17 protein-coding genes and 1 pseudogene are annotated in these 19,655 nt (G+C 71.4%); 6 read left to right on the forward strand and 12 right to left on the reverse strand.

What is annotated here, in order from left to right; translation table 11 throughout:
* Positions 1-17: 17 nt before the first annotated feature.
* Entirely contained in the window at positions 18-1,019 is a 1,002-nt protein-coding gene (locus tag CLT71_RS04885; RefSeq protein ID WP_101366054.1) for a WYL domain-containing protein, read from the reverse strand.
* A 121-nt stretch (positions 1,020-1,140) separates the two neighbouring features.
* Between CLT71_RS04885 and CLT71_RS04890 the strand changes: the two genes are divergently transcribed.
* The gene (locus tag CLT71_RS04890) at positions 1,141-2,223 is read left to right on the forward strand and encodes a DUF3866 family protein (protein WP_101366055.1); all 1,083 of its coding nucleotides are present in this window, start codon (positions 1,141-1,143) and stop codon (positions 2,221-2,223) included.
* An 84-nt stretch (positions 2,224-2,307) separates the two neighbouring features.
* Here CLT71_RS04890 and CLT71_RS04895 read toward each other — a convergent pair whose 3' ends face one another.
* The 3 genes from CLT71_RS04895 to rfbA all read right to left on the reverse strand — a co-directional run bounded on the left by CLT71_RS04895 (position 2,308) and on the right by rfbA (position 4,878).
* Positions 2,308-2,511, reverse strand: coding sequence for a hypothetical protein (locus tag CLT71_RS04895; RefSeq protein ID WP_101366056.1), 204 nt, complete (start codon positions 2,509-2,511; stop codon positions 2,308-2,310).
* Positions 2,512-2,537: 26 nt separating this feature from the next.
* Entirely contained in the window at positions 2,538-3,896 is a 1,359-nt protein-coding gene (gene pafA / locus CLT71_RS04900) for a Pup--protein ligase (protein WP_101366057.1), read from the reverse strand.
* 109 nt (positions 3,897-4,005) lie between these two features.
* Positions 4,006-4,878, reverse strand: coding sequence for a glucose-1-phosphate thymidylyltransferase RfbA (gene rfbA / locus CLT71_RS04905; protein WP_101366058.1), 873 nt, complete (start codon positions 4,876-4,878; stop codon positions 4,006-4,008).
* 97 nt (positions 4,879-4,975) lie between these two features.
* Between rfbA and rfbB the strand changes: the two genes are divergently transcribed.
* Both rfbB and rfbD read left to right on the forward strand, forming a co-directional pair.
* On the forward strand, positions 4,976-5,992 hold the full coding sequence (rfbB, locus tag CLT71_RS04910) for a dTDP-glucose 4,6-dehydratase (RefSeq protein WP_101366059.1): 1,017 nt from the start codon (positions 4,976-4,978) through the stop codon (positions 5,990-5,992).
* Positions 5,993-6,054: 62 nt separating this feature from the next.
* Positions 6,055-6,975, forward strand: coding sequence for a dTDP-4-dehydrorhamnose reductase (gene rfbD / locus CLT71_RS04915; RefSeq protein WP_486483651.1), 921 nt, complete (start codon positions 6,055-6,057; stop codon positions 6,973-6,975).
* A 146-nt stretch (positions 6,976-7,121) separates the two neighbouring features.
* Here rfbD and prcA read toward each other — a convergent pair whose 3' ends face one another.
* From prcA to CLT71_RS04955, 8 genes are all read right to left on the reverse strand, one after another.
* Positions 7,122-8,003, reverse strand: coding sequence for a proteasome subunit alpha (gene prcA / locus CLT71_RS04920; RefSeq protein WP_101366060.1), 882 nt, complete (start codon positions 8,001-8,003; stop codon positions 7,122-7,124).
* A gap of 60 nt (positions 8,004-8,063) precedes the next feature.
* Positions 8,064-8,903 (reverse strand): proteasome subunit beta, encoded by an 840-nt coding sequence (gene prcB / locus CLT71_RS04925; protein WP_101366061.1) that lies wholly within the window; start codon positions 8,901-8,903, stop codon positions 8,064-8,066.
* A gap of 302 nt (positions 8,904-9,205) precedes the next feature.
* On the reverse strand, positions 9,206-9,421 hold the full coding sequence (locus tag CLT71_RS04930) for a ubiquitin-like protein Pup (RefSeq protein ID WP_101366062.1): 216 nt from the start codon (positions 9,419-9,421) through the stop codon (positions 9,206-9,208).
* A gap of 95 nt (positions 9,422-9,516) precedes the next feature.
* Entirely contained in the window at positions 9,517-11,034 is a 1,518-nt protein-coding gene (dop, locus tag CLT71_RS04935) for a depupylase/deamidase Dop (RefSeq protein ID WP_101366063.1), read from the reverse strand.
* Positions 11,035-11,244: 210 nt separating this feature from the next.
* On the reverse strand, positions 11,245-13,026 hold the full coding sequence (gene arc / locus CLT71_RS04940) for a proteasome ATPase (RefSeq protein ID WP_101366064.1): 1,782 nt from the start codon (positions 13,024-13,026) through the stop codon (positions 11,245-11,247).
* A 286-nt stretch (positions 13,027-13,312) separates the two neighbouring features.
* On the reverse strand, positions 13,313-13,906 hold the full coding sequence (locus CLT71_RS04945) for a hypothetical protein (RefSeq protein ID WP_486483061.1): 594 nt from the start codon (positions 13,904-13,906) through the stop codon (positions 13,313-13,315).
* Between the two features lie 174 nt (positions 13,907-14,080).
* On the reverse strand, positions 14,081-15,025 hold the full coding sequence (locus CLT71_RS04950; RefSeq protein ID WP_101366065.1) for a tRNA (adenine-N1)-methyltransferase: 945 nt from the start codon (positions 15,023-15,025) through the stop codon (positions 14,081-14,083).
* A complete protein-coding gene (locus tag CLT71_RS04955) occupies positions 15,022-16,176 on the reverse strand; it encodes a site-2 protease family protein (RefSeq protein WP_101366066.1) in 1,155 nt (384 codons plus the stop codon). Before CLT71_RS04955 ends, CLT71_RS04950 begins: the two co-directional genes overlap by 4 nt.
* A 137-nt stretch (positions 16,177-16,313) precedes the next feature.
* On the opposite strand from CLT71_RS04955, the pseudogene CLT71_RS04960 reads away from it, so the two are divergent.
* The 3 genes and pseudogenes from CLT71_RS04960 to CLT71_RS04970 all read left to right on the forward strand — a co-directional run.
* Positions 16,314-17,225: pseudogene (locus CLT71_RS04960) on the forward strand (RecB family exonuclease); the annotation flags it as partial.
* Positions 17,226-17,575: 350 nt separating this feature from the next.
* A complete protein-coding gene (locus tag CLT71_RS04965) occupies positions 17,576-18,838 on the forward strand; it encodes a sensor histidine kinase (protein ID WP_101366067.1) in 1,263 nt (420 codons plus the stop codon).
* Positions 18,835-19,521 (forward strand): response regulator transcription factor, encoded by a 687-nt coding sequence (locus CLT71_RS04970; RefSeq protein WP_101366068.1) that lies wholly within the window; start codon positions 18,835-18,837, stop codon positions 19,519-19,521. Before CLT71_RS04965 ends, CLT71_RS04970 begins: the two co-directional genes overlap by 4 nt.
* Positions 19,522-19,655 lie beyond the last annotated feature (134 nt).

Here is a 19,655-nt window from a genome sequence, read left to right on the forward strand (position 1 = left end):
CCCCGGCCGCCCCAGCGTTACCCCGACGCCCGGGCGGTCGCCATCTCGTCGTGCCGGGCGGTGATCTCCTTGAGGCGCTGGATCACGGCGTCCCGGACCTCCGGCGGTTCGAGCACCCGGACATCGGGACCGTAGCCGACGAGCCTAGCGGCGAGCGACTCGGCGTCGGCGTACGGCAGCACCAGCCGGTCTCCGTCCGGTCCGCTCGTCACCTGTCGGGCCCACCGACGCAGTCCCGCCGCCCGGCCCGGTGCCACCAGCACGGTGGCCCGGCCGGAACGCTCCACCGGACCGAACCACTTCGCGACGTGGCTGATCAGGTCGACGCCGACCGGCGGGGAGAAGGCCCCCGGCCCGCCGATCGTCCGCACGGCCCCGCCGACGATCCGGGAGAGCCGGAAACAGCGGGTCGCGTCGCGGTCGAGGTCGTGGCCGACCACATACCACCGGGCCCGCCAGCAGACCACGCCCCAGGGCTGCAGCCGGCGGCTGGTCGGGGCGTCGCCGTCGGGCACCCGGTAGTCGAAGCCGACCGTGCGGCGCTCCCGGGCCGCCGCCGTCAGCGGCCCGAACGCCGGGTCGACGGTGACCACCGGCTCCACCCCGAGGGTGGCCTGCGGGTCGACGTCGACACCTGCGGCACGCAGCTTCGCCAGCCCGGAGGAGGCCGCCGCGGCCAACCCGGCGTGCCGCCAGAGCCGGGCGGCGATGCCCACCGCCGCCGCCTCGTCGGGCTCCAGCGGAATCTCCGGCAGCGCGTACTCCCGGCGCGCGATCCGGTAGCCCGGCTCGGCGTCGAAGGCGCTGGCCGTGCCGGTTTCCAGCGGTACGCCCAGCTCACGCAGCTCGGCCTTGTCCCGCTCGAACTTGCGCTGGAAGGCCTCGTGGTCACGTGGGTCGTCCGGATCATGCTCGTAGCCGGGCACGGTCCCGGCGATCTGCGCGGCGGTCAGGAACCGTCGGGTGGAGAGCAGACAGATCACCAGGTTGACCAGGCGTTCGGTACGGGTCCGCGACACGACACAGACGCTAGCAGTGTCGGATCACGAACCGGGTACCCCGCGCGGCAGCCGTTCCGCCTGGTACGTCTACCTCGACCCGCCCCGGAGCGGCACGCCGTAGCCGGTTACCCTGCCGGCCATGGTGCGATGGCGGTCCGGGACGGTGACGGCGGTCCGGCGTAGCTGGCACGGCGCCGTCGAACTCGACGTCCGGCAGGCCGACGGGGCCCCGGTACGCGCCCTGGCGTACCCGGAACTGGTCGGCACCCCCGAGCCGGGCGACCGGGTGCTGCTCAACGTCGGCGCGCTGTTGATGGGGCTCGGCACCGGCGGGTACGCCCTGGTGGTGGCGCTGCCGGACCGGCTGCCGGCGGACCCGCCGGAGACGGTCGACACCCGCGACGCCGGGCACCTGGTGAAGGCCCGTTACACGCCGCTGCAACCGATCCTGCTCGGCGTCGACGAGGAGGCCTCCCCGCACCGGGCGGCACTGGCCGACGCCGACGACCTCGGCGGGCTGCCGGTGGTCACCGCCGACCTGCACTCCGCACTGCCGGCGATCGTGGCGGGGATCCGGGCCGACGCACCCGAGGCGCGGATCGCGTACCTGATGACCGACGGCGGCGCGCTGCCGGCCTGGTTCTCCCGCATCCTGCACGGCCTGCGCGCCACGCTCGCCGGCACGGTCACCGTCGGGCAGGCCTTCGGCGGTGACCTGGAGGCGACGAACCTGCACAGCGGGCTGCTCGCCGCCCGGTACGTGCTGCAAGCCGACGTGGCGGTGGTGGCGCAGGGGCCGGGCAACCTCGGCACCGGTACCCGATGGGGTTTCTCCGGGGTCGCGGTCGGCGAGGCGGTCAACGCGGTCGCCACGCTGGGCGGGCGGGCCGTGGGCTCGCTGCGGATCTCCGGCGCCGACCCGCGGGACCGGCACCGGGGGCTGTCGCACCACAGCGTGACCGCGTACGGCCGGGTCGCGCTGGCCCCCGCCGATCTGGTGCTCCCGGCCGAGTTGCCGGCGGAACTGGCCGCGCTCGTCGAACCGGCGGTGGCCGCGCTGGCGCAGCGGCACCGGATCGTCCGGGTACCTGTGCACGGGCTCGACGAGGCGCTGCGGGCCAGCCCGGTGCCGCTTTCGACGATGGGCCGGGGGCTGGCCGAGGAGCACGCCTACTTCCTGGCCGCGGCCGCCGCCGGGCGACACGCCGCCGGCCTGCGCTGATCCGGCACCCGCGCCGAGGGCCGCACCGGGTCGGCCGAAGGCCCTGACCCCGACGGGAATCAGCTCAGGAAGACCCCGACGGAATCAGCTAAGGAAGACCAGCGCCAGCCAGCCCGCCACGACCAGCACGAGCACGAGGGTGAGCACCCAGGTCGGGACGGTGTACTCGCCCCGCCGGTTGCGCTCGATCTCCTCCCGGATCTTCGTCCGCCGCCGCTCGACCCGGTTCTGCCGGATCGTTTCGGGGCGGCGGTGCTCGTCGTCGTCACGACCCTCTGGATGCGTCATAGCGAGGTCAGCGTAGCGGCCCGACCTCACATGCTCGCGATCAGCCGCTCGACCCGCTCGTCGTACGCCCGGAACGGGTCCTTGCAGAGCACCGTGCGCTGGGCCTGGTCGTTCAGCTTGAGGTGCACCCAGTCGACGGTGAAGTCCCGGCGCTTCTCCTGGGCGTGCCGGATGAACTCGCCGCGCAGCCGGGCCCGGGTGGTCTGCGGCGGGGTCTCCTTCGCCTCGAAGATCTCCGGGTCGGTGGCGATCCGGTCCACCTGCTTGCGCCGCTCCAGCAGCCCGTAGAGGCCACGTCCCCGGCGCAGGTCGTGGTACGCGAGGTCCATCTGGGCGATCCGGGGATGCGACAGCGGCAGGTCGTTCTTGCGCTGGTACCGCTCGATGAGCTGGAGCTTGGTCACCCAGTCGATCTCCCGGGAGACCGGGTCCAGGTCACCGGTCTCGACCGCGCGCAGCACCCGGCCCCAGAGTTCGACCACCCGCTTCGCGGTCTGGTCCCCACCGCGCCGCTCGACGAACTCGGTCGCCTTGGCCAGGTATTCCTGCTGGATCTCCAGCGCGCTGATCTCCTTGTTGGAGGCGAGTCGGACCTTGCGCCGGCCGGTGATGTCGTGCGACACCTCCCGGATCGCCCGGATCGGGTTTTCCAGCGACAGGTCGCGCATCACCACCCCGGCCTCGATCATCCGCAGCACGATGTCCGCGCTGCCGACCTTGAGCAGCGTGGTGACCTCGTTCATGTTGGAGTCGCCGACGATGACGTGCAGCCGCCGGTAGCGCTCGGCGTCGGCGTGCGGCTCGTCCCGGGTGTTGATGATCGGCCGGCTGCGGGTGGTGGCCGAGGAGACGCCCTCCCAGATGTGCTCGGCGCGCTGGGAGAGGCAGTAGACGGCGCCGCGCGGGGTCTGCAACACCTTGCCGGCACCGCAGATGAGCTGCCGGGTGACCAGGAACGGGATCAGCACGTCGGCCAGCCGGCCGAACTCGCCGTGCCGGGAGACCAGGTAGTTCTCGTGGCAGCCGTACGAGTTGCCGGCCGAGTCGGTGTTGTTCTTGAACAGGTAGATCTCGCCCGCGATGCCCTCGTCGTGCAGCCGCTTCTCCGCGTCGACCAGCAGACCCTCCAGGATCCGCTCGCCGGCCCGGTCGTGCGCCACCAGGTCGGAGACCGAGTCGCACTCCGGGGTGGCGTACTCGGGGTGGGACCCGACGTCGAGGTAGAGCCGGGCACCGTTGCGCAGGAACACGTTGCTCGAGCGCCCCCAGGAGACCACCCGGCGGAAGAGGTAACGGGCGACCTCGTCCGGGGACAGCCGCCGTTGGCCGCGGTAGGTGCAGGTGACACCGTACTCGGTTTCAAGGCCGAAGATTCGCCGCTCCATGCTTGGAGATTAGTCGCCCGGAGCCCTGGTTGGTCACTTCCACCGACGTAGGTTCTGGGACAGCTGCCCGGGGCCACCGGGCCGATCCGGGAGGACAACCGCCGGCACGCTACCGGCCCGGGTCCTCCAGGATCGAGAAGAGGTACTCGCCGTACCCGCTCCGGCTGAGCGGTTGCGCCAGTTCTCGCAGGTGGTCGTCGCTGATGAGTCCGCTGCGCCACACCACCTCCTCGATGCAGCCGACCTTCAACCCCTGCCGTTCCTCGATCACCCGGACGAACTCGCCGGCCTGCATGAGTGAGGTGAAGGTGCCGGTGTCGAGCCAGGCAGTGCCCCGGTCCAGGGCCGTCACCTGGAGGCGCCCCGCCGCCAGGTAGGCCTGGTTCACCGCGGTGATCTCCAACTCCCCACGGTCACTCGGCACCAGCCCGCGGGCGATCTCCACCACGTCCTTGGCATAGAAGTAGAGCCCGGGGACGGCATATCTGGACTTCGGCTTCTCCGGCTTTTCCTCGATCGACAACGCGGTGCCGTCCTGATCGAACTCGACGATGCCGTAACCGTGTGTGTTTGCGACGGGGTAGGCGAAGATCCGTCCGCCGTCCGGGTCACCATTGAGGGCCAGGCTCCGGCCCAGTCCGGCACCGTAGAAGATGTTGTCACCGAGAATCAGTGCGACCGAATCACCTGCCAGGAACTCCTCGCCGAGAAGGAACGCCTGCGCGATTCCGTCCGGACTCGGCTGTGCGACGTACTCCAACCGGAGGCCCCACTGGGAGCCGTCACCAAGTAGTTTCCGAAACTGATCCTGGTCGCCGGGAGTGGTGATGATGAGGATTTCCCGTATACCCGCCATGACCAGAGTGGAGAGCGGATAATAGATCATCGGCTTGTCGAATATCGGCATGAGTTGCTTGGACACGGCCTGGGTGATCGGCCACAGCCGCGAGCCGGTGCCGCCCGCCAGCAGGATTCCGCGCATTGGCGCAGGTTACCGGCGGACGGCGGTCGACAGAGTCGGCTCGCCGACAAAACACCTCGGGCCGGAGTCGCCGGCCGACGCGTAGACTTTCCAATTCATGAGGATCCTCGTGACCGGTGGAGCAGGATTCATCGGTTCTGAATACGTACGTATGCTGCTGGCTGGCACCGGTCCCCGACTCGCACCGAGCGCCGTGACGGTGCTGGACAAGTTGACCTATTCCGGCAACCTCGCCAACCTCGACCCGGTACGCGACGATCCCCGACTGCGGGTGGTGGTCGGCGACATCTGCGACCCGGCCGTGGTCGACGAGACGATGGCCGGGCACGACGTGGTGGTGCACTTCGCCGCCGAGTCCCACGTCGACCGTTCCATCCACCGGTCCGCCCCGTTCGTCACCACCAACGTGCTCGGCACGCAGACCCTGCTGGAGGCGGCACTGCGGCACCGAACCGGCCGGTTCGTGCACGTCTCCACCGACGAGGTCTACGGCTCGATCGAGCAGGGATCCTGGACCGAGGCCACCCCGCTCGCGCCGAACTCGCCGTACTCGGCCGCCAAGGCCGGCTCCGACCTGCTCGCCCTCGCCTACCACCGCACCTACGGGATGGACGTGGTGCTGACCCGCTGCTCGAACAACTACGGGCCGTACCAGTTCCCGGAGAAGGTGATCCCGCTCTTCGTCACCAACCTGCTCGACGGCGGCACCGTCCCGCTCTACGGCGACGGCGGCAACGTCCGGGACTGGCTGCACGTGCACGACCACTGCGTCGGTGTCGCCCTGGTGCAGGACAAGGGGCGGCCCGGCGAGGTCTACCACATCGGCGGCGGCACCGAGTTGACCAACCGGGAGCTGACCGGCCGGCTGCTCGCCGCCTGCGGCGCCGGCTGGGACCGGGTCCGGCCGGTCGCCGACCGGATGGGGCACGACCGCCGCTACTCGCTGGACATCACCAAGATCAGTGAAGAACTCGGGTACGCCCCCAGCGTCGACCTCGACCGCGGGCTCGCCGAGACGGTCACCTGGTACCGGGAGAACCGGGCCTGGTGGGAGCCGCTCAAGGCGCTACGCGACGGCGAGGAGATCGGGCGTCCCGGGCCGGCCCCCCGGTGACCGCCCAGCGACACGCCGACCCGCCGGACGGCGAACGGAACGGTGACCCGCCGACTTGGCTGGTGACCGGGGCGGGCGGGATGCTCGGCCGGGACCTGGTGGCGGTGCTCACCGCTCGGCGACACGGGCCGGTCACCGCCGCCACCCGGGCCGAGGTCGACCTGACCGACCCGGCAGCGGTCCGCGCGGCGGTCGCCGGGCACCGCATCGTGATCAACGCGGCGGCCTGGACCGACGTGGACGGTGCGGAGCAGCGGGAGGCGGCGGCCACCGCCGTCAACGGCAACGCTGTGGCGAACCTGGCAGCGGCGTGTGCCGAGGTCGGTGCCCGGCTGCTGCACGTCTCCACCGACTACGTCTTCGCCGGCGACGCCGACCGGCCGTACCCGGAGGACGCCCCGACCGCCCCGGTCAACGCGTACGGGCGCAGCAAGCTCGCCGGTGAACTCGCCGTCGCCCGGTTGCTCCCACAGAGCGGATACCTGGTACGCACCGCGTGGCTGTACGGCGCACACGGCCCCAACTTCGTCGCCACGATGCTCCGGCTGGCAGCCCAACGCCGGTACCTCGACGTGGTCGACGACCAGTTCGGCCAGCCCACCTGGTCGTACGCGCTCGCGGAGCGGCTGGCCGACCTCGGCGCCGCCGCGGACCGGGGTGCCGCACCGGCCGGCACCTACCACGGCACCGCGAGCGGCCGGACCACCTGGTACGGCCTGGCCCGCGAGGTCTTCGCCCGGGTCGGGCTCGATCCGGGCCGGATCCGTCCCACCAGCAGCGACCGGTATCCCCGCCCGGCCCGCCGGCCCGGCTACAGCGTGCTCGGGCACGCGGGATGGAGCCGGGCCGGGTTGGCGCCGATGGCGGACTGGCGGGCGATGCTCGCCGACGCGCTGGGACCGGACGGAACGCTGCGCACCGCTCGCCTGCCGGCTGCGCCGAGCCAGGCTGGCGCTGCCGCCCGCTCCGTCCCGGCGACGTGACCGGTCCGACCGGCAACATGGCCGGGCTGACCGGCGAGGTGTCGGTCAGCCCGTCGACGTGACCGGGCTGACCGGCAAGGTGTGGGTCCGACCGGCGACGTGACCGGTCGGACCAGCTCGGCTCCGGGTCGCGATGGCCGGCGCGGCTACGCCGGCTTCTCGCCGCCGTTGCTCGACGGCTTCTCACCGCTGTTACCCGACTTGCCGCCGGTCCGCTTCCCCTTGCCCTCCAGGTCCGCCGAGCCGGCGGACTCGGCCGGCTTGTCCGGGCCGGGAGCCGGTGCCTTCGGCTCGGCCGGCGGAGCCTCACCGCCGTCGGCCTTGACCGGCGCCCCGTCGAGCAGTGCGACGAGGGCGGCACCGGTGATCCGCCGGAAGGTACGCCCGACCCGCCGCCGGTCCAGGATCGCCACCTCGAGCTGGCTGGCGGCGATGGTCCGGGGTGCCCCGCCCTCGCCGCCGACACTGCCCAGCGCCCGGACCGCCAGCTGGATCGCCGCCTCCAGCGACATGTCCGGCTGGTGTGCCTCCCGCAGCACCCCGGTGAGCGCCTCCGCCTGCCCGCCCATCGTCATCCGGCCGGGCTCGTCGTTGACCGAGCCGTCGTAGGTGATCCGGTAGAGTTCGTCCGCCTCCGGCGTGCTGCCCACCTCGGCGACGCAGATCTCCACCTCGAACGGCTTGGACTGCTCGGTGAAGATCGCCCCGAGGGTCTGCGCGTACGCGTTCGCCAGCGCCCGGCCGGTCACGTCCCGCCGATCGAAGCTGAGCCCGATCGCGTCCGCCATCCGGACTCCCGCGCGGCGCAGGTTCTCGAACTCGTTGTACCGGCCGACCGCCGCGAAGGCGACCCGGTCGTAGATCTCACTGACCTTGTGCAGGGCGCTGGAGAGGTTCTCCGCCACGAAGAGCACCCCGCCGGAGTAGCTGAGCGTCACGGCGCTCCGACCGCGCGCGATGCCCTTGCGGGCCAGCTCCGAGCGGTCGCGCATGATCTGCTCGGGTGAGGCGTAGAACTGCATGGCCACGGCGGCGGTTCTCCTAACCGGTTCTGCTGACGACGGCGGGTTGTCTGTGGTGCGGGGCGGTCAGCCGCCCGGGTTCTCCATCCGGGCGGCGACCACCGCTTCGGCGATCTCGGCCGCCTCGGCGTCGGAGAGCCGGTTGGTGCCCTCCGCGGTCGCCGTCATCACCACCGGATAGATGCGGCGGCTCAGGTCGGGACCACCCGTGGCACTGTCGTCGTCGGCGGCGTCGTAGAGCGCCTCGACGGCGATCCGGATGGCGTCGGGGGTGCTCAGCCCGGGGCGGTACCGCTTCTTGAGGGCAGCCTTGGCAAAGAGCGAGCCGGAGCCGATGCCGTCGTAGCCGGTCTCCTCGTAGGGGCCGCCGGCCACGTCGAAGCTGAAGATCCGGCCGGCCCTGGCCGGGTCGGTGGCCGCCAGGTCGAAGCCGGCGAAGAGCGGGATCACCGCGAGCCCCTGCATCGCGGCGCCGAGGTTGCCGCGGATCATCGCCGCCAGCCGGTTGGCCTTGCCGTCGAGGGAGAGCATCGCTCCCTCGATCTTCTCGTAGTGCTCCAGCTCCACCTGGAACAGCCGCACCATCTCCAGCGCGATGCCCGCCGTGCCGGCGAAGCCGACCAGCGAGTATTCGTCGGCCGGGTGCACCTTGCGGATGTCCCGACTGGAGATCAGGTTGCCCATGGTGCCGCGCCGGTCGCCGGCCATCACCACCCCGTCCGCGGTGGAGAGCGCGACGATCGTGGTGGCGTGCGGAACGAGGTCACCGGCGGACCCGGGTGGCAGCGGTCGGCGACCGGGCAGCAGGTCGGGAGCCGCCGTGCTCAGGAACTGGGTGAACGAGGACGTCCCCACGTTGAGGAACACGTCTGGTAGACGCCCGGTTGGATCAAAAGCCGCTGCCACGTGCTCCCTCTCAGCTCTCTCATCACGTCGCCCGGATCCCCCGCGTCAGCGCGGGAACCGGGCGAGGCCACCGTTGCGGTTGAAGCAGAGTATCCCCCGGATCTGTCCGGTGCGATGATCGTCGTCGCCGTGTTGCGTCACTCCCGACAGCGCCGGCCGGGGTCGACGGGCGCCACCGGAATCCGGGCCCGACTCGACGACTCCACGGTCGGCCGTCGCGCCGGCCCGGTCGGCACGGCCCGCCGTCGCGCACCGCGCCGGGTTCGGCGTGGCGAACCACGCCCGACCCGGCCCGGGTACGGCTACTGTCCGCCCTTCTGGACGTAGCCCCGGACGAACTCCTCGGCGTTCTCCTCGAGCACCGAGTCGATCTCGTCCAGCAGGTCGTCGACGTCCTCGGTGATCTCCGCGTGCCGCTCGGCGACCTCCGGGTTCGCCTCGGTCGCGACCTCGTCGACCTCCTCGTCACGGCGCGCCTTGCCGGACTGTGACTGACCGCCGGTGTCACGGGTAGCCATCTCTGCTGCCTCCTCCACGATCGCCTGGGGAAAACTTACCTCGGACGGGCGACGAATCATCCGCCACCGCCGCTGCCGCCGGCACCCGCCCGGGGTCAGCCACCGGTGATCGTCTCCAGCAGGTCCTTCGCGCTCGCGCACCTGTCGAACAACGCCCCGACGTGCTTGCGGGTGCCCCGTTCCGGCTCCATCATCGGAACCCGCACCAGGGATTCCCGTCCGACGTCGAAGATGACCGAGTCCCAGCTCGCCGCCACCACCTCGGAGGCGTACTGGGCGAGGCAGCGGCCCCGGAAGTAGGCACGGGTGTCCTCGGGCGGCTCCGTCATCGCCGAGCGGGTCAGCTCCTCGGGCAGCAGCGTCGCCATCGAACCCCGGCTCACCAGCCGGTGGTAGAGGCCCTTCTCCGGGCGTACGTCGGAGTACTGCAGGTCGACAAGTTGCAGCTTGTGCGAGGCCCAGCCGAGCTTCTCCCGCTCCCGGTAGCCCTCCAGCAGCCGCAGTTTCGCCACCCAGTCCAGCTCGCCGGCACAGAGCATCGGATCGCGGCCGAGTCGGTCGAGTACGCCCTCCCAGCGGTCGAGGACGTCGATGGTGTCGGAGTCGACGTCGTCGCCGTACCGGTCCTCCACAAAGGAACGCGCCCGTTCGAGGTACGCCCACTGGAGGTCGAGCGCGGTCAGCCGGCGCCCGTCGCGCAGCCGCATCCGGTGCGTGAGCGACGGGTCGTGGCTGACCGCCTTCAGCTCGCCCACCGGGTCGGCGATGGCCAGGTCGGGACTGAGCACCTTCTCCTCGATCATGGTGAGCACCAACGCCGTGGTGCCGACCTTGAGGTAGGTGGAGATCTCCGACAGGTTGGCGTCACCGATGATCACGTGCAACCGGCGGTACTTGTCGGCGTCCGCGTGCGGCTCGTCCCGGGTGTTGATGATCGGCCGCTTGAGCGTCGTCTCCAGGCCGACCTCGACCTCGAAGAAGTCCGCCCGCTGGGAGATCTGGAAGCCGGGCTGCGAACCGTCCTGCCCGATCCCGACCCGGCCGGCGCCGCAGACGACCTGCCGGCTCACGAAGAACGGCGTCAGGTACGCCACGATGTCGGCGAACGGGGTCTGCCGGCGCATCAGGTAGTTCTCGTGCGCGCCGTAGCTGGCACCCTTGTTGTCGGTGTTGTTCTTGTAGAGGTGGATCGGGTGGGTACCCGGGATGGTGGCGGCCCGCCGGGACGCCTCGGCCATCACCCGCTCGCCCGCCTTGTCCCAACGGACCAGGTCCATCGGGTTGGTCACCTCGGGAGTCGAGTACTCCGGGTGGGCGTGGTCGACATAGAGCCGGGCCCCGTTGGTCAGTATCACGTTGGCCAGCCCGAGATCCTCGTCGGCAAGCGCCTCCGCCGGGTCGTAGGCGGCCCCCGAGTAGGTGAAGCCACGGGCGTCCCGCAGCGGGGACTCCTCCTCGTAGTCCCACCGGGCCCGGCCGCCCCGGGCCAGCTCCGGGCGGGCACCGTAGGCGTTCACCACCTGCGATGAGGTCACCATCGGGTTGGCTCCGGCCTGTCCGGGCACGGAGATGCCGTACTCCACCTCGGTGCCCATGATCCGCCGTACACTCATGCCGCCGCCTCGCTCCGCCTACCCATGTTATTGAGCCTAGTCCGCGCCGTCGCCGGATTGTTCGCCCGGTGTGTCGACACGGCCACGGTACGCCTTCGCCGCTTCTTCGCCCGATTCGGCCAAGGGTCGGAGCGGCGAGTCGTCGTGCCAGGTCCCGGACAGCACGGTGGGCGCCGCGAAACGCGGCGCCCACCGATGCCGGTCGTGGTGTTACAGGTACTGGCCGGTGTTGCTCGCGGTCTCGATGGACCGGCCGGCCTCCGCGCCCTTGCCACCGGAGACGAGGGTACGGATGTAGACGATCCGCTCCCCCTTCTTGCCGGAGATCCGGGCCCAGTCGTCGGGGTTCGTGGTGTTGGGCAGGTCCTCGTTCTCCCGGAACTCGTCGACGCAGGCGTCGAGCAGGTGCTGCAGGCGCAGCCCCTTGCGCCCGGAGGAGAGGAACTCCTTGATCGCCATCTTCTTGCCCCGGTCGACGATGTTCTGGATCATCGCGCCGGAGTTGAAGTCCTTGAAGTAGAGGACTTCCTTGTCGCCGTTGGCGTAGGTGACCTCGAGGAAGCGGTTCTCCTCGGTCTCCGAGTACATCCGCAGCACGACTGCCTCGATCATGGCCGCGACCGTGGACTGCGGGTCGTTGCCATGCTCGGCCAGGTCGTCCGGGTGCAGCGGCAGCCCGGTGAGGATGTACTTGGAGAAGATGTCCTTGGCCGCCTCGGCGTCCGGCCGCTCGATCTTGATCTTCACGTCCAGCCGGCCCGGGCGGAGGATTGCCGGATCGATCATGTCCTCCCGGTTGGAGGCACCGATCACGATCACGTTCTCCAGGCCCTCGACACCGTCGATCTCGCTGAGCAGCTGCGGAACGATTGTGTTCTCCACGTCGGAGGAGACGCCGGAGCCCCGGGTCCGGAAAACCGAGTCCATCTCGTCGAAGAAGACGATGACCGGCGTGCCCTCGCCGGCCTTCTCCCGAGCCCGCTGGAAGATGAGCCGGATGTGCCGCTCGGTCTCGCCGACGTACTTGTTGAGCAGCTCCGGGCCCTTGATGTTGAGGAAGAAGCTGGTGTGCTTCTCCTCGCCCCGGCGCTCGGCGATCTTCTTTGCCAGCGAGTTCGCCACCGCCTTGGCGATGAGCGTCTTGCCGCAGCCGGGCGGGCCGTAGAGCAGGATGCCCTTCGGCGGCCGGAGCTGGTGCTCCCGGAAGAGGTCGGCGTGCAGGAACGGCAACTCGACGGCGTCCCGGATCTGCTCGATCTGAGCCTGCAGACCGCCGATGTCGCCGTAGTCGACGTCCGGCACCTCCTCCAGGACCAGTTCCTCGACCTCGCTCTTCGGAATCCGCTCGTACGCGTACGCCGAGCGGGGTTCGATCATGAGCGAGTCACCGGCCCGCAGCGGCGCGCCGATGAGCGTCTCCGCGAGGTGGACGATGCGTTCCTCGTCGGCGTGGGAGATCACGAGTGCCCGGTCCCCGGCACCGCCGGAGGGGCTGTCCAGGATCTCCTTGAGCATGACGACCTCGCCGACCCGCTCGTAACCGAACGCGTCGACGATGTTGAGCGCGTCGTTGAGCAGGACCTCCTGCCCACGGCGCAGCTCTGCCACGTCGAGCGAGGGTGACACCGCCACCCGGAGCTTGCGACCGCCGGTGAAGACATCGACCGTGCCGTCGTCGTGCTTGGCCAGGAAGACACCATAACCGCTCGGCGGTTGCGCCAGCCGGTCAATCTCCTCCTTGAGGGTGACGATCTGGGCGCGTGCCTCCTTGAGGGTGTTCACGAGCCGCTCGTTGTTCTCCGTGAGTCGAGCCAGCTGCGCCTGTGTCGCCGCCAGCCGTTCCTCAAGCTGCCGGACGTGTCGAGGGCTTTCGGTCAACTTGCGCCGCACCAGAGCGAGTTCCTCTTGAAGAAACGCGACCTGGGTGGAGAGATCGTGGGCCTCCTTCTCCCACCGTGCGGCGCGCGAGTCCGCGTCGTCGCTGCGTGCCACGTCCCACCTCCCCGGGGGCTTGAACGTTCTGCCCTAACACTAACCGCTATGACGCTGATTCGGTTCCACGCAACACCCTCGTCGCCGAAGCTTGATCACTTCGTCGACCGACCGGCGGGCCGGTACGGCTGTTCGCCGACGGCATCCCGGCCCGCCCGCCGGCACCTCGACGGCGGCGTCGCAGGGCTGTGCGATGCGTACGGAAACCGCGGCTGACAAGTGATTCCGGGCCCGGCCGGAGGTTTCGCGCCACCGATGACGGGGACATTCCTCACCGCGCCGATGTTCACAGAGTGGGACGGCCGACCACCGAGGCGACCAGTCGGGCGAACTCCTCCAGCCGAGCGATCTGCCCCGCGCCACCGTCGTCGAGCGTCTTGCCGAACCGCAGCGCGTCGTGCCGGGGCGGTACCTGCGCCTCGTCGCCGGGCACGCCCTCGTCCAGCGAGCTGAGCAGCAGGTAGACGTCGATGCTGTCGACCCGGATCTGGCCGGTCGGGGTACGGCTCAACCGCCGCCGGCAGCCCACCTCGCTCACCGTGGAGACCGGCACCACCCGCAACGACGACGTCATGGAGCCGGCCGGACCGTCGTCGGGTGGTACGTCCTCGCCGTGCCAGAGAATCAACCGGCTGCCGTCGCAGATCGCGACCTCCTGCCAGACCCCGTTCACCTCGTTGACGAAGCGCTCCAGGGTGAAGCCGAGCACCGAGGCGCCGTTCAGCACCCCGGTCAGCGCCTCCATCGCGACGTCCGGGTCGCGCAGGTACGCCCGGGCGGCCGACTCCAGGTCGCGGTACGGCGACCAGTCGGGGAACACGGCCGGCAGGTCCCCCCACCGAATGCCGGCCGGCTCACGCCGTCGCCTCGTTCCGGCCACTCATCCCGGCACTCCGATCCGCATCCGGGTCGGACCCTCCGGAGCACCGCCGCGCCCCGTGCCGGCACGCGACTCGTCCGGACCGAGCTGGCCGACCCGCCCGCTGCGCTCAGTCATGCCGTCTCCTCGCCGTGCTCGGCACGCCCGCTGATGCGTCGACTCCGGCGGGACGGATCATTCCCCGACCCTCCCGGAGGTTGTCTCGGCCTCCTGTCGCGCCTGGCGGCGCTGCGCGTACGCCTCGGCGCCCTTGCTGGGCTTGCGCCGGCGCGGCGGGGCGGTCACCCCGGGCGCCAGCCGCCGGCTCGACACCAGGAACGCGGTGTGCGCGATCATGCGGTGGTCCGGGCGCACCGCGAGCCCGTCCGCGTGCCAGTCCCGGACCAGCGACTCCCAGGCCCGCGGCTCGGTGAAACCGCCCCGCTCACGAAGCGCCTCGACGAGTTCGGAGAGTTGGGGCGTGGTGGCGACGTAGCCGATGAAGACCCCGCCCGGGACCAGCGCACGTTCGACCATGTCGAGCGCCTCCCAGGGGGTGAGGAGGTCAAGGATGATCCGGTCGAAACCGGACTCCTGGCAGTCTGCCACGTCGCCCACCCGGAGATTCCAGGCTGGATGCGGTCCACCGAAGAAGGATTCCACATTTCGGCGGGCGATCTCGGAAAAGTCCTCGCGCAGTTCGTAGGAATGTAGTTCGCCCTCGACGCCGATGGCCCTGAGCAGCGAACACGTCAGCGCGCCGGACCCGACACCGGCCTCCAGGACCTTCGCGCCGGGGAAGATGTCGCCCATCGCCACGATCTGGGCGGAGTCCTTGGGATAGATCACCTGCGCACCGCGCGGCATGGAGAGCACGTAGTCCGCGAGCAGCGGACGCAGCGCCAGGTAGGCGGTACCGCCGGTCGAGGTGACCACGCTCCCGTCCGGCAACCCGATCAGGGCGTCGTGTTCCAGCGCGCCTCGGTGGGTGTGAAACGACCGTCCCGGCTCCAGCTTGATGGTGTGCATCCGACCCTTCGGATCGGTGAGCTGGACCCGGTCACCGGGGCGGAACGGCCCTCGGTGCGCCGGCACCGGAGCGGTCGGGGCGGCGGGGACGGCGGTGGGCTGTGCGGTCACTGAGTCATCTTTCGGTTCGGCTCCAGGAGCTGCGCCAGGTCGGCGACATGCAGTACGCCGACGACATCTTCGCCTGAGGTCACCAGGTACTGTGCGCCCGGGTCGGCCTGCACCGCGTGCACCACCTGCTCCCCGCCGAGACCGACGGCGAGACTGGGTACCCGGTCCACGCCCCGGGCCACCGTGTCCACCGCCACCCAGGGCCGACGCTCGGCCGGTACCGCCTCGGCTGCCGTCCGGTCGACGAGCGCCACCAGCCGGCCGGAGGAGTCCGCCACGCCGAGCACCGAACTGCCGTGCCCGGCGTCCGCCCCGCGCCGCTGCGCCTCGGCCAGCGGAGTGCCGCTGGGCACCGAGAAGACCGGCCGGGCCAGCCGGGCCAGGTCGATGAGGGGAAACCGCCGGCTGATCCGGGCCGCCCGGATCGTCTGACCGGCGCCCTGCCAGAGGGTGAACGCGACAAGCAGCACCAGGGCGAGACCCAGCAACGGCAGCCCGACCAGCCAGGTCAGCAGGGCGAAGGCCACGGCGGTGCCGATCGCGACGACCCGGCCGGACCAGCCGGCCACCTCGGTGGCCAGGTGCCGGTCCCGGGTGACGGCCCAGACCGCGGCCCGCAACGCCCGACCGCCGTCCAGCGGCAGCCCGGGCAGGATGTTGAAGAGCCCGACCAGCACGTTGCTGGCGGCCAACTGGAAGGCGAACTGGTTGGCCAGGGTGCCGTCCGGCAGGGCGAGGGTGGCGGCGACACCCACCAGCCCGAGTACCAGCGAGACCGCCGGCCCGGCGAGCGAGACGAACAGGTCCACCCGGGGTGTCGGGGCGTCCCGCTCCATCTCGGTGTAGCCGCCGAGCAGTTCGAGGGTGATGCCGCGCACCCCGATCCCGTACCGGCGGGCGGTCAGCGCGTGCCCCAGCTCGTGCAGGAGTACCGAGCCGAGCAGCAGGACCACGAAGACGAGCCCGACGAGATAACCGGTGAGCTGCGACAGCCCGAGCTGGTGCCGGACGAACTCGCCGTACATGAGGGTGATCAGAGCCACCAGCAGCAGCATGGAGGGGTTGAGGTAGACCGGCACGCCGAACACCCGGCCGACGGTGACGCCGGGCCGCCGGTCCGCGCCGCGTCGCGGTCGCGAGTTTCGCTCCATCTCCTCCGATGCTACGGAACAACCCTCCGGGTGACCCCGCCGGTTCGGCCGGGGTGCCCGCGGACCATCGGGGCCGGTACGCATGCCGGGCCGGGTGCCGGCGGATTCGGTCGTACCCGTGGCATAGCCTTCCGGACATGACGGCGGAGACGGTGACATCGCAGACTGCCACGGGCGGCCCGGCGGATCTCCCGGCCGCTGATCCGCCCGCGGCGCAGGTCACCGCCTCGCTCTCCCCGTCCCGGGCGGCCGATTTCAAGACCTGCCCCCTGCTCTACCGGTTCCGCAGCATCGACCGCCTGCCGGAGCGGCCGAGTGTCGAACAGGCCCGCGGCACGCTGGTGCACGCGGTGCTGGAACGCCTCTTCGACCTGCCGGCGCCGCAGCGCACGCCGGCCGCCGCGGGTGACCTGGTGGCGCCGCAGTGGGACCGGCTGGTCACCGAGCAGACGGAGCTGGCCGAGATCTTCACCGCTGGCGACCTCGCCGGCCCTGCCGAGTTCCTGGCCTCGGCCCGCGAGTTGCTCGACGGCTACTTCACGGTCGAGGATCCGCGCCGGTTGGAGCCGGCCGAGCGGGAGAGCCTGGTCTCGACGGTGGTGGACGACCAGTTGCTGATCCGGGGTTACATCGACCGGCTGGACGTCTCGCCCGACGGCGCCCTGCGGGTGGTCGACTACAAGACCGGTGGCGCGCCCCGCGAGGCGTTCGAGGCCCGGGCGCTGTTCCAGCTCAAGTTCTACGCCCTGGTGCTGTGGCGCACCCGGGGTGTGGTGCCGAGGGTGCTGCGCCTGCTCTACCTGCGCGACGCGGAGGTCTGTGACTACACCCCCGACGCCGAGGAGCTGGTCCGGTTCGAACGCACCGTGCTGGCGCTCTGGCGGGCCATCGAGCAGGCGACCCGGGCCCGCGACTTCCGGCCGAAGCCGAGCCGGCTCTGTGACTGGTGCAACCACCAGGCGCACTGCCCGGCCTTCGGCGGCACTCCCCCGCCGTTTCCGGAGTCGACCGGGTCGGTCGACCCGGGCGCTCCGATCCCGCCACCGGCCCGACCCGGCGCCCGCCCGGCTCCGGCTCCGGTGCCGACCACACAAGCGGCGGCCGGCCCGCCAGCACAAGCGGCGGCAGGTTTGACAGCGCAAGTGGTGGCGGGACCGACGACGCGGGCGGGGACGGGCCCGACCGCGCAAGTGGGGGCGGAACCCGCGCCGGAAGGCGTACTCGGCGTAGCGGCGGTGCCGAGCCAGTCGACCGGGCCGGGCCGGACAGGTGACGCGGCGCCGGAGCCGGAGATCGGGGACGGCTCCCTCCGGGAGGAGCGGGACTCCTCCTGAAGGAGGAGCGCAGGGTCGCCGCTGGCGACGACCTGTCGCGCCGTGCAGCGGCTAGCGTCGCCAGCATGACCCCTACCGACACCCCCGTGAGACCGGCCAACAGCCGGATCCGGGGGAACTGGCGGCGCCTGCGGCCCGATCTCCGGCAGCGCGGATGGCTGGCCCGGGACGGGCTGCTCGCCCTCACCGCCGTCGGAGTGGAGATGGTGCTGATCAGCACCGCTCCGCCGGGAGTCACCCAGTGGGGGTGGCCCGGGTGGGCGTTCTGGAGCGTCCTCTGCGCCGCACCGATCACCCTGCGCCGGGTGGCTCCCTGGTGGGCCGTGCTGCTGGCCGTGCCGATCTTCGTCGGCTCGGTTCTGAGCGGCGCGCAGCCGGTCACCGCCGCCGCCACGTTCGTGCTGCTGACCTACACCACCGCCGCGCTGCTTCCGCTGCGCCAGGCGGCGCTGGCCGCCGCCGCGGTCTGGGGACCGGCCGCGGCCGTCGCGCTCGCCAAGCCACTGCCGCCCGACCTCACCGAGCCCTCCCCCGCGTACCAGGTCTTCACCCAGGTACTGCTCGCGCTGGTCTGCTTCTTCGTCGGCCGTACGGTGCAGGCGCGGCGGGCCAGCATCCTGGCCCTGGAGGAGCGGGCCCGGGTGGCCGAGGAGAACCAGCGGTCGCTCGCCGACCAGGCGGTCGCCGACGAGCGCCGACGGATCGCCCGGGAACTGCACGACGTCGTCGCACACCACGTCAGCGTGATGGGCGTACTGGCCACCGGGGCGCGCCGGGTGCTGTCCCGGGATCCGGCGGCAACCGACGGCGCACTGGGCACCATCGAGGAGACCAGCCGGACGACGCTGCGCGAACTGCGCCGGCTGCTCGATGTGCTGCGTACCGACGCCGAGCCGGCCGCCGAACTCTCCCCGCAGCCGGGACTGGCCGGCATCGAGGCGCTGGTGGAGCAGGTCCGGGAGGCCGGGCTGCCGGTGACCCTGCGGGTGGACGGCACACCCGGCCCGCTGGATCCGGGGGTGTCCCTGACGGTGTTCCGGATCGTGCAGGAGGCGCTCACCAACACCCTCAAGCACGCCGGCGCGGCGACCGCCCAGGTCCGGTTGAGCTTCGGGGTCTACTGGCTGATCGTCGAGGTCGCCGACACCGGCCGAGGGCCGGCCCCGGAGAGCGGCCGGCTGGGGCACGGACTGGTGGGGATGCGGGAACGGATGGCCCTCTACGGTGGAACCCTGCGCACCGGGCCCCGTCCCGGCGGCGGCTACCGGGTGTACGCCAAGATGCCGATGGAGCAACTGGGTGCGCCGATCAACGAGGGAGCGGCATGAGCGACGGTAGGGATTCCAACCGGCCGGTACGGGTGCTGCTCGCCGACGACCAGCCGCTGCTGCGTACCGGATTCCGGATGGTGCTGGGCGCGGAGGACGACCTCGACATCGTCGGCGAGGCCGGCGACGGCCTGGAGGCGGTCGACCTGTCCCGGCGGCTGCTGCCCGACGTGGTGCTGATGGACATCCGGATGCCCCGGATGGACGGGGTCGCCGCCACCAAGGCGATCATCGACGCCCGACTGCCGGTCCGGGTGCTCATCCTGACCACGTTCGACCTCGACGAGTACGTCGTCGGCGCGCTCCGGGCCGGCGCGAGCGGCTTCCTGGCCAAGGACGTACCCGCCGAGGACCTGGTCACCGCCATCCGCACCGTCGCCGCCGGTGAGGCGGTGGTGGCGCCCCGGATCCTGAAGCGGCTGCTGGACAGGTTCGCCGAGACGCTGCCCGATCCGGACGCCACCCCGCCCAAGGCGATCGGGGTGCTCACCGAGCGGGAGCGGGAGGTGCTGGTCCAGGTGGCCCGGGGGCTCTCCAACGCGGAGATCGCGCGGGTGCTCTCGGTCAGCGAGACGACCATCAAGACCCACGTCGGGCACGTGCTGACCAAGCTCGGCCTGCGCGACCGGGTCCAGGCGGTGGTGCTGGCCTACGAGACCGGCCTGGTCCGGCCCGGCGCCTGAGGGCAGCCCGGGTACCGCCCCCTGGAGACGCCGGGTACCGCCCCCTGGAGACGTAGGCCGGGCCGCCCGGACGGCGTACGACCGCCGGGTGGGAGTCGTCCGCTCGGAGGAGCGGCCGGGCGCTCGGGTCGTAC

It is taken from the genome of Plantactinospora sp. CNZ320, assembly GCF_002846275.1.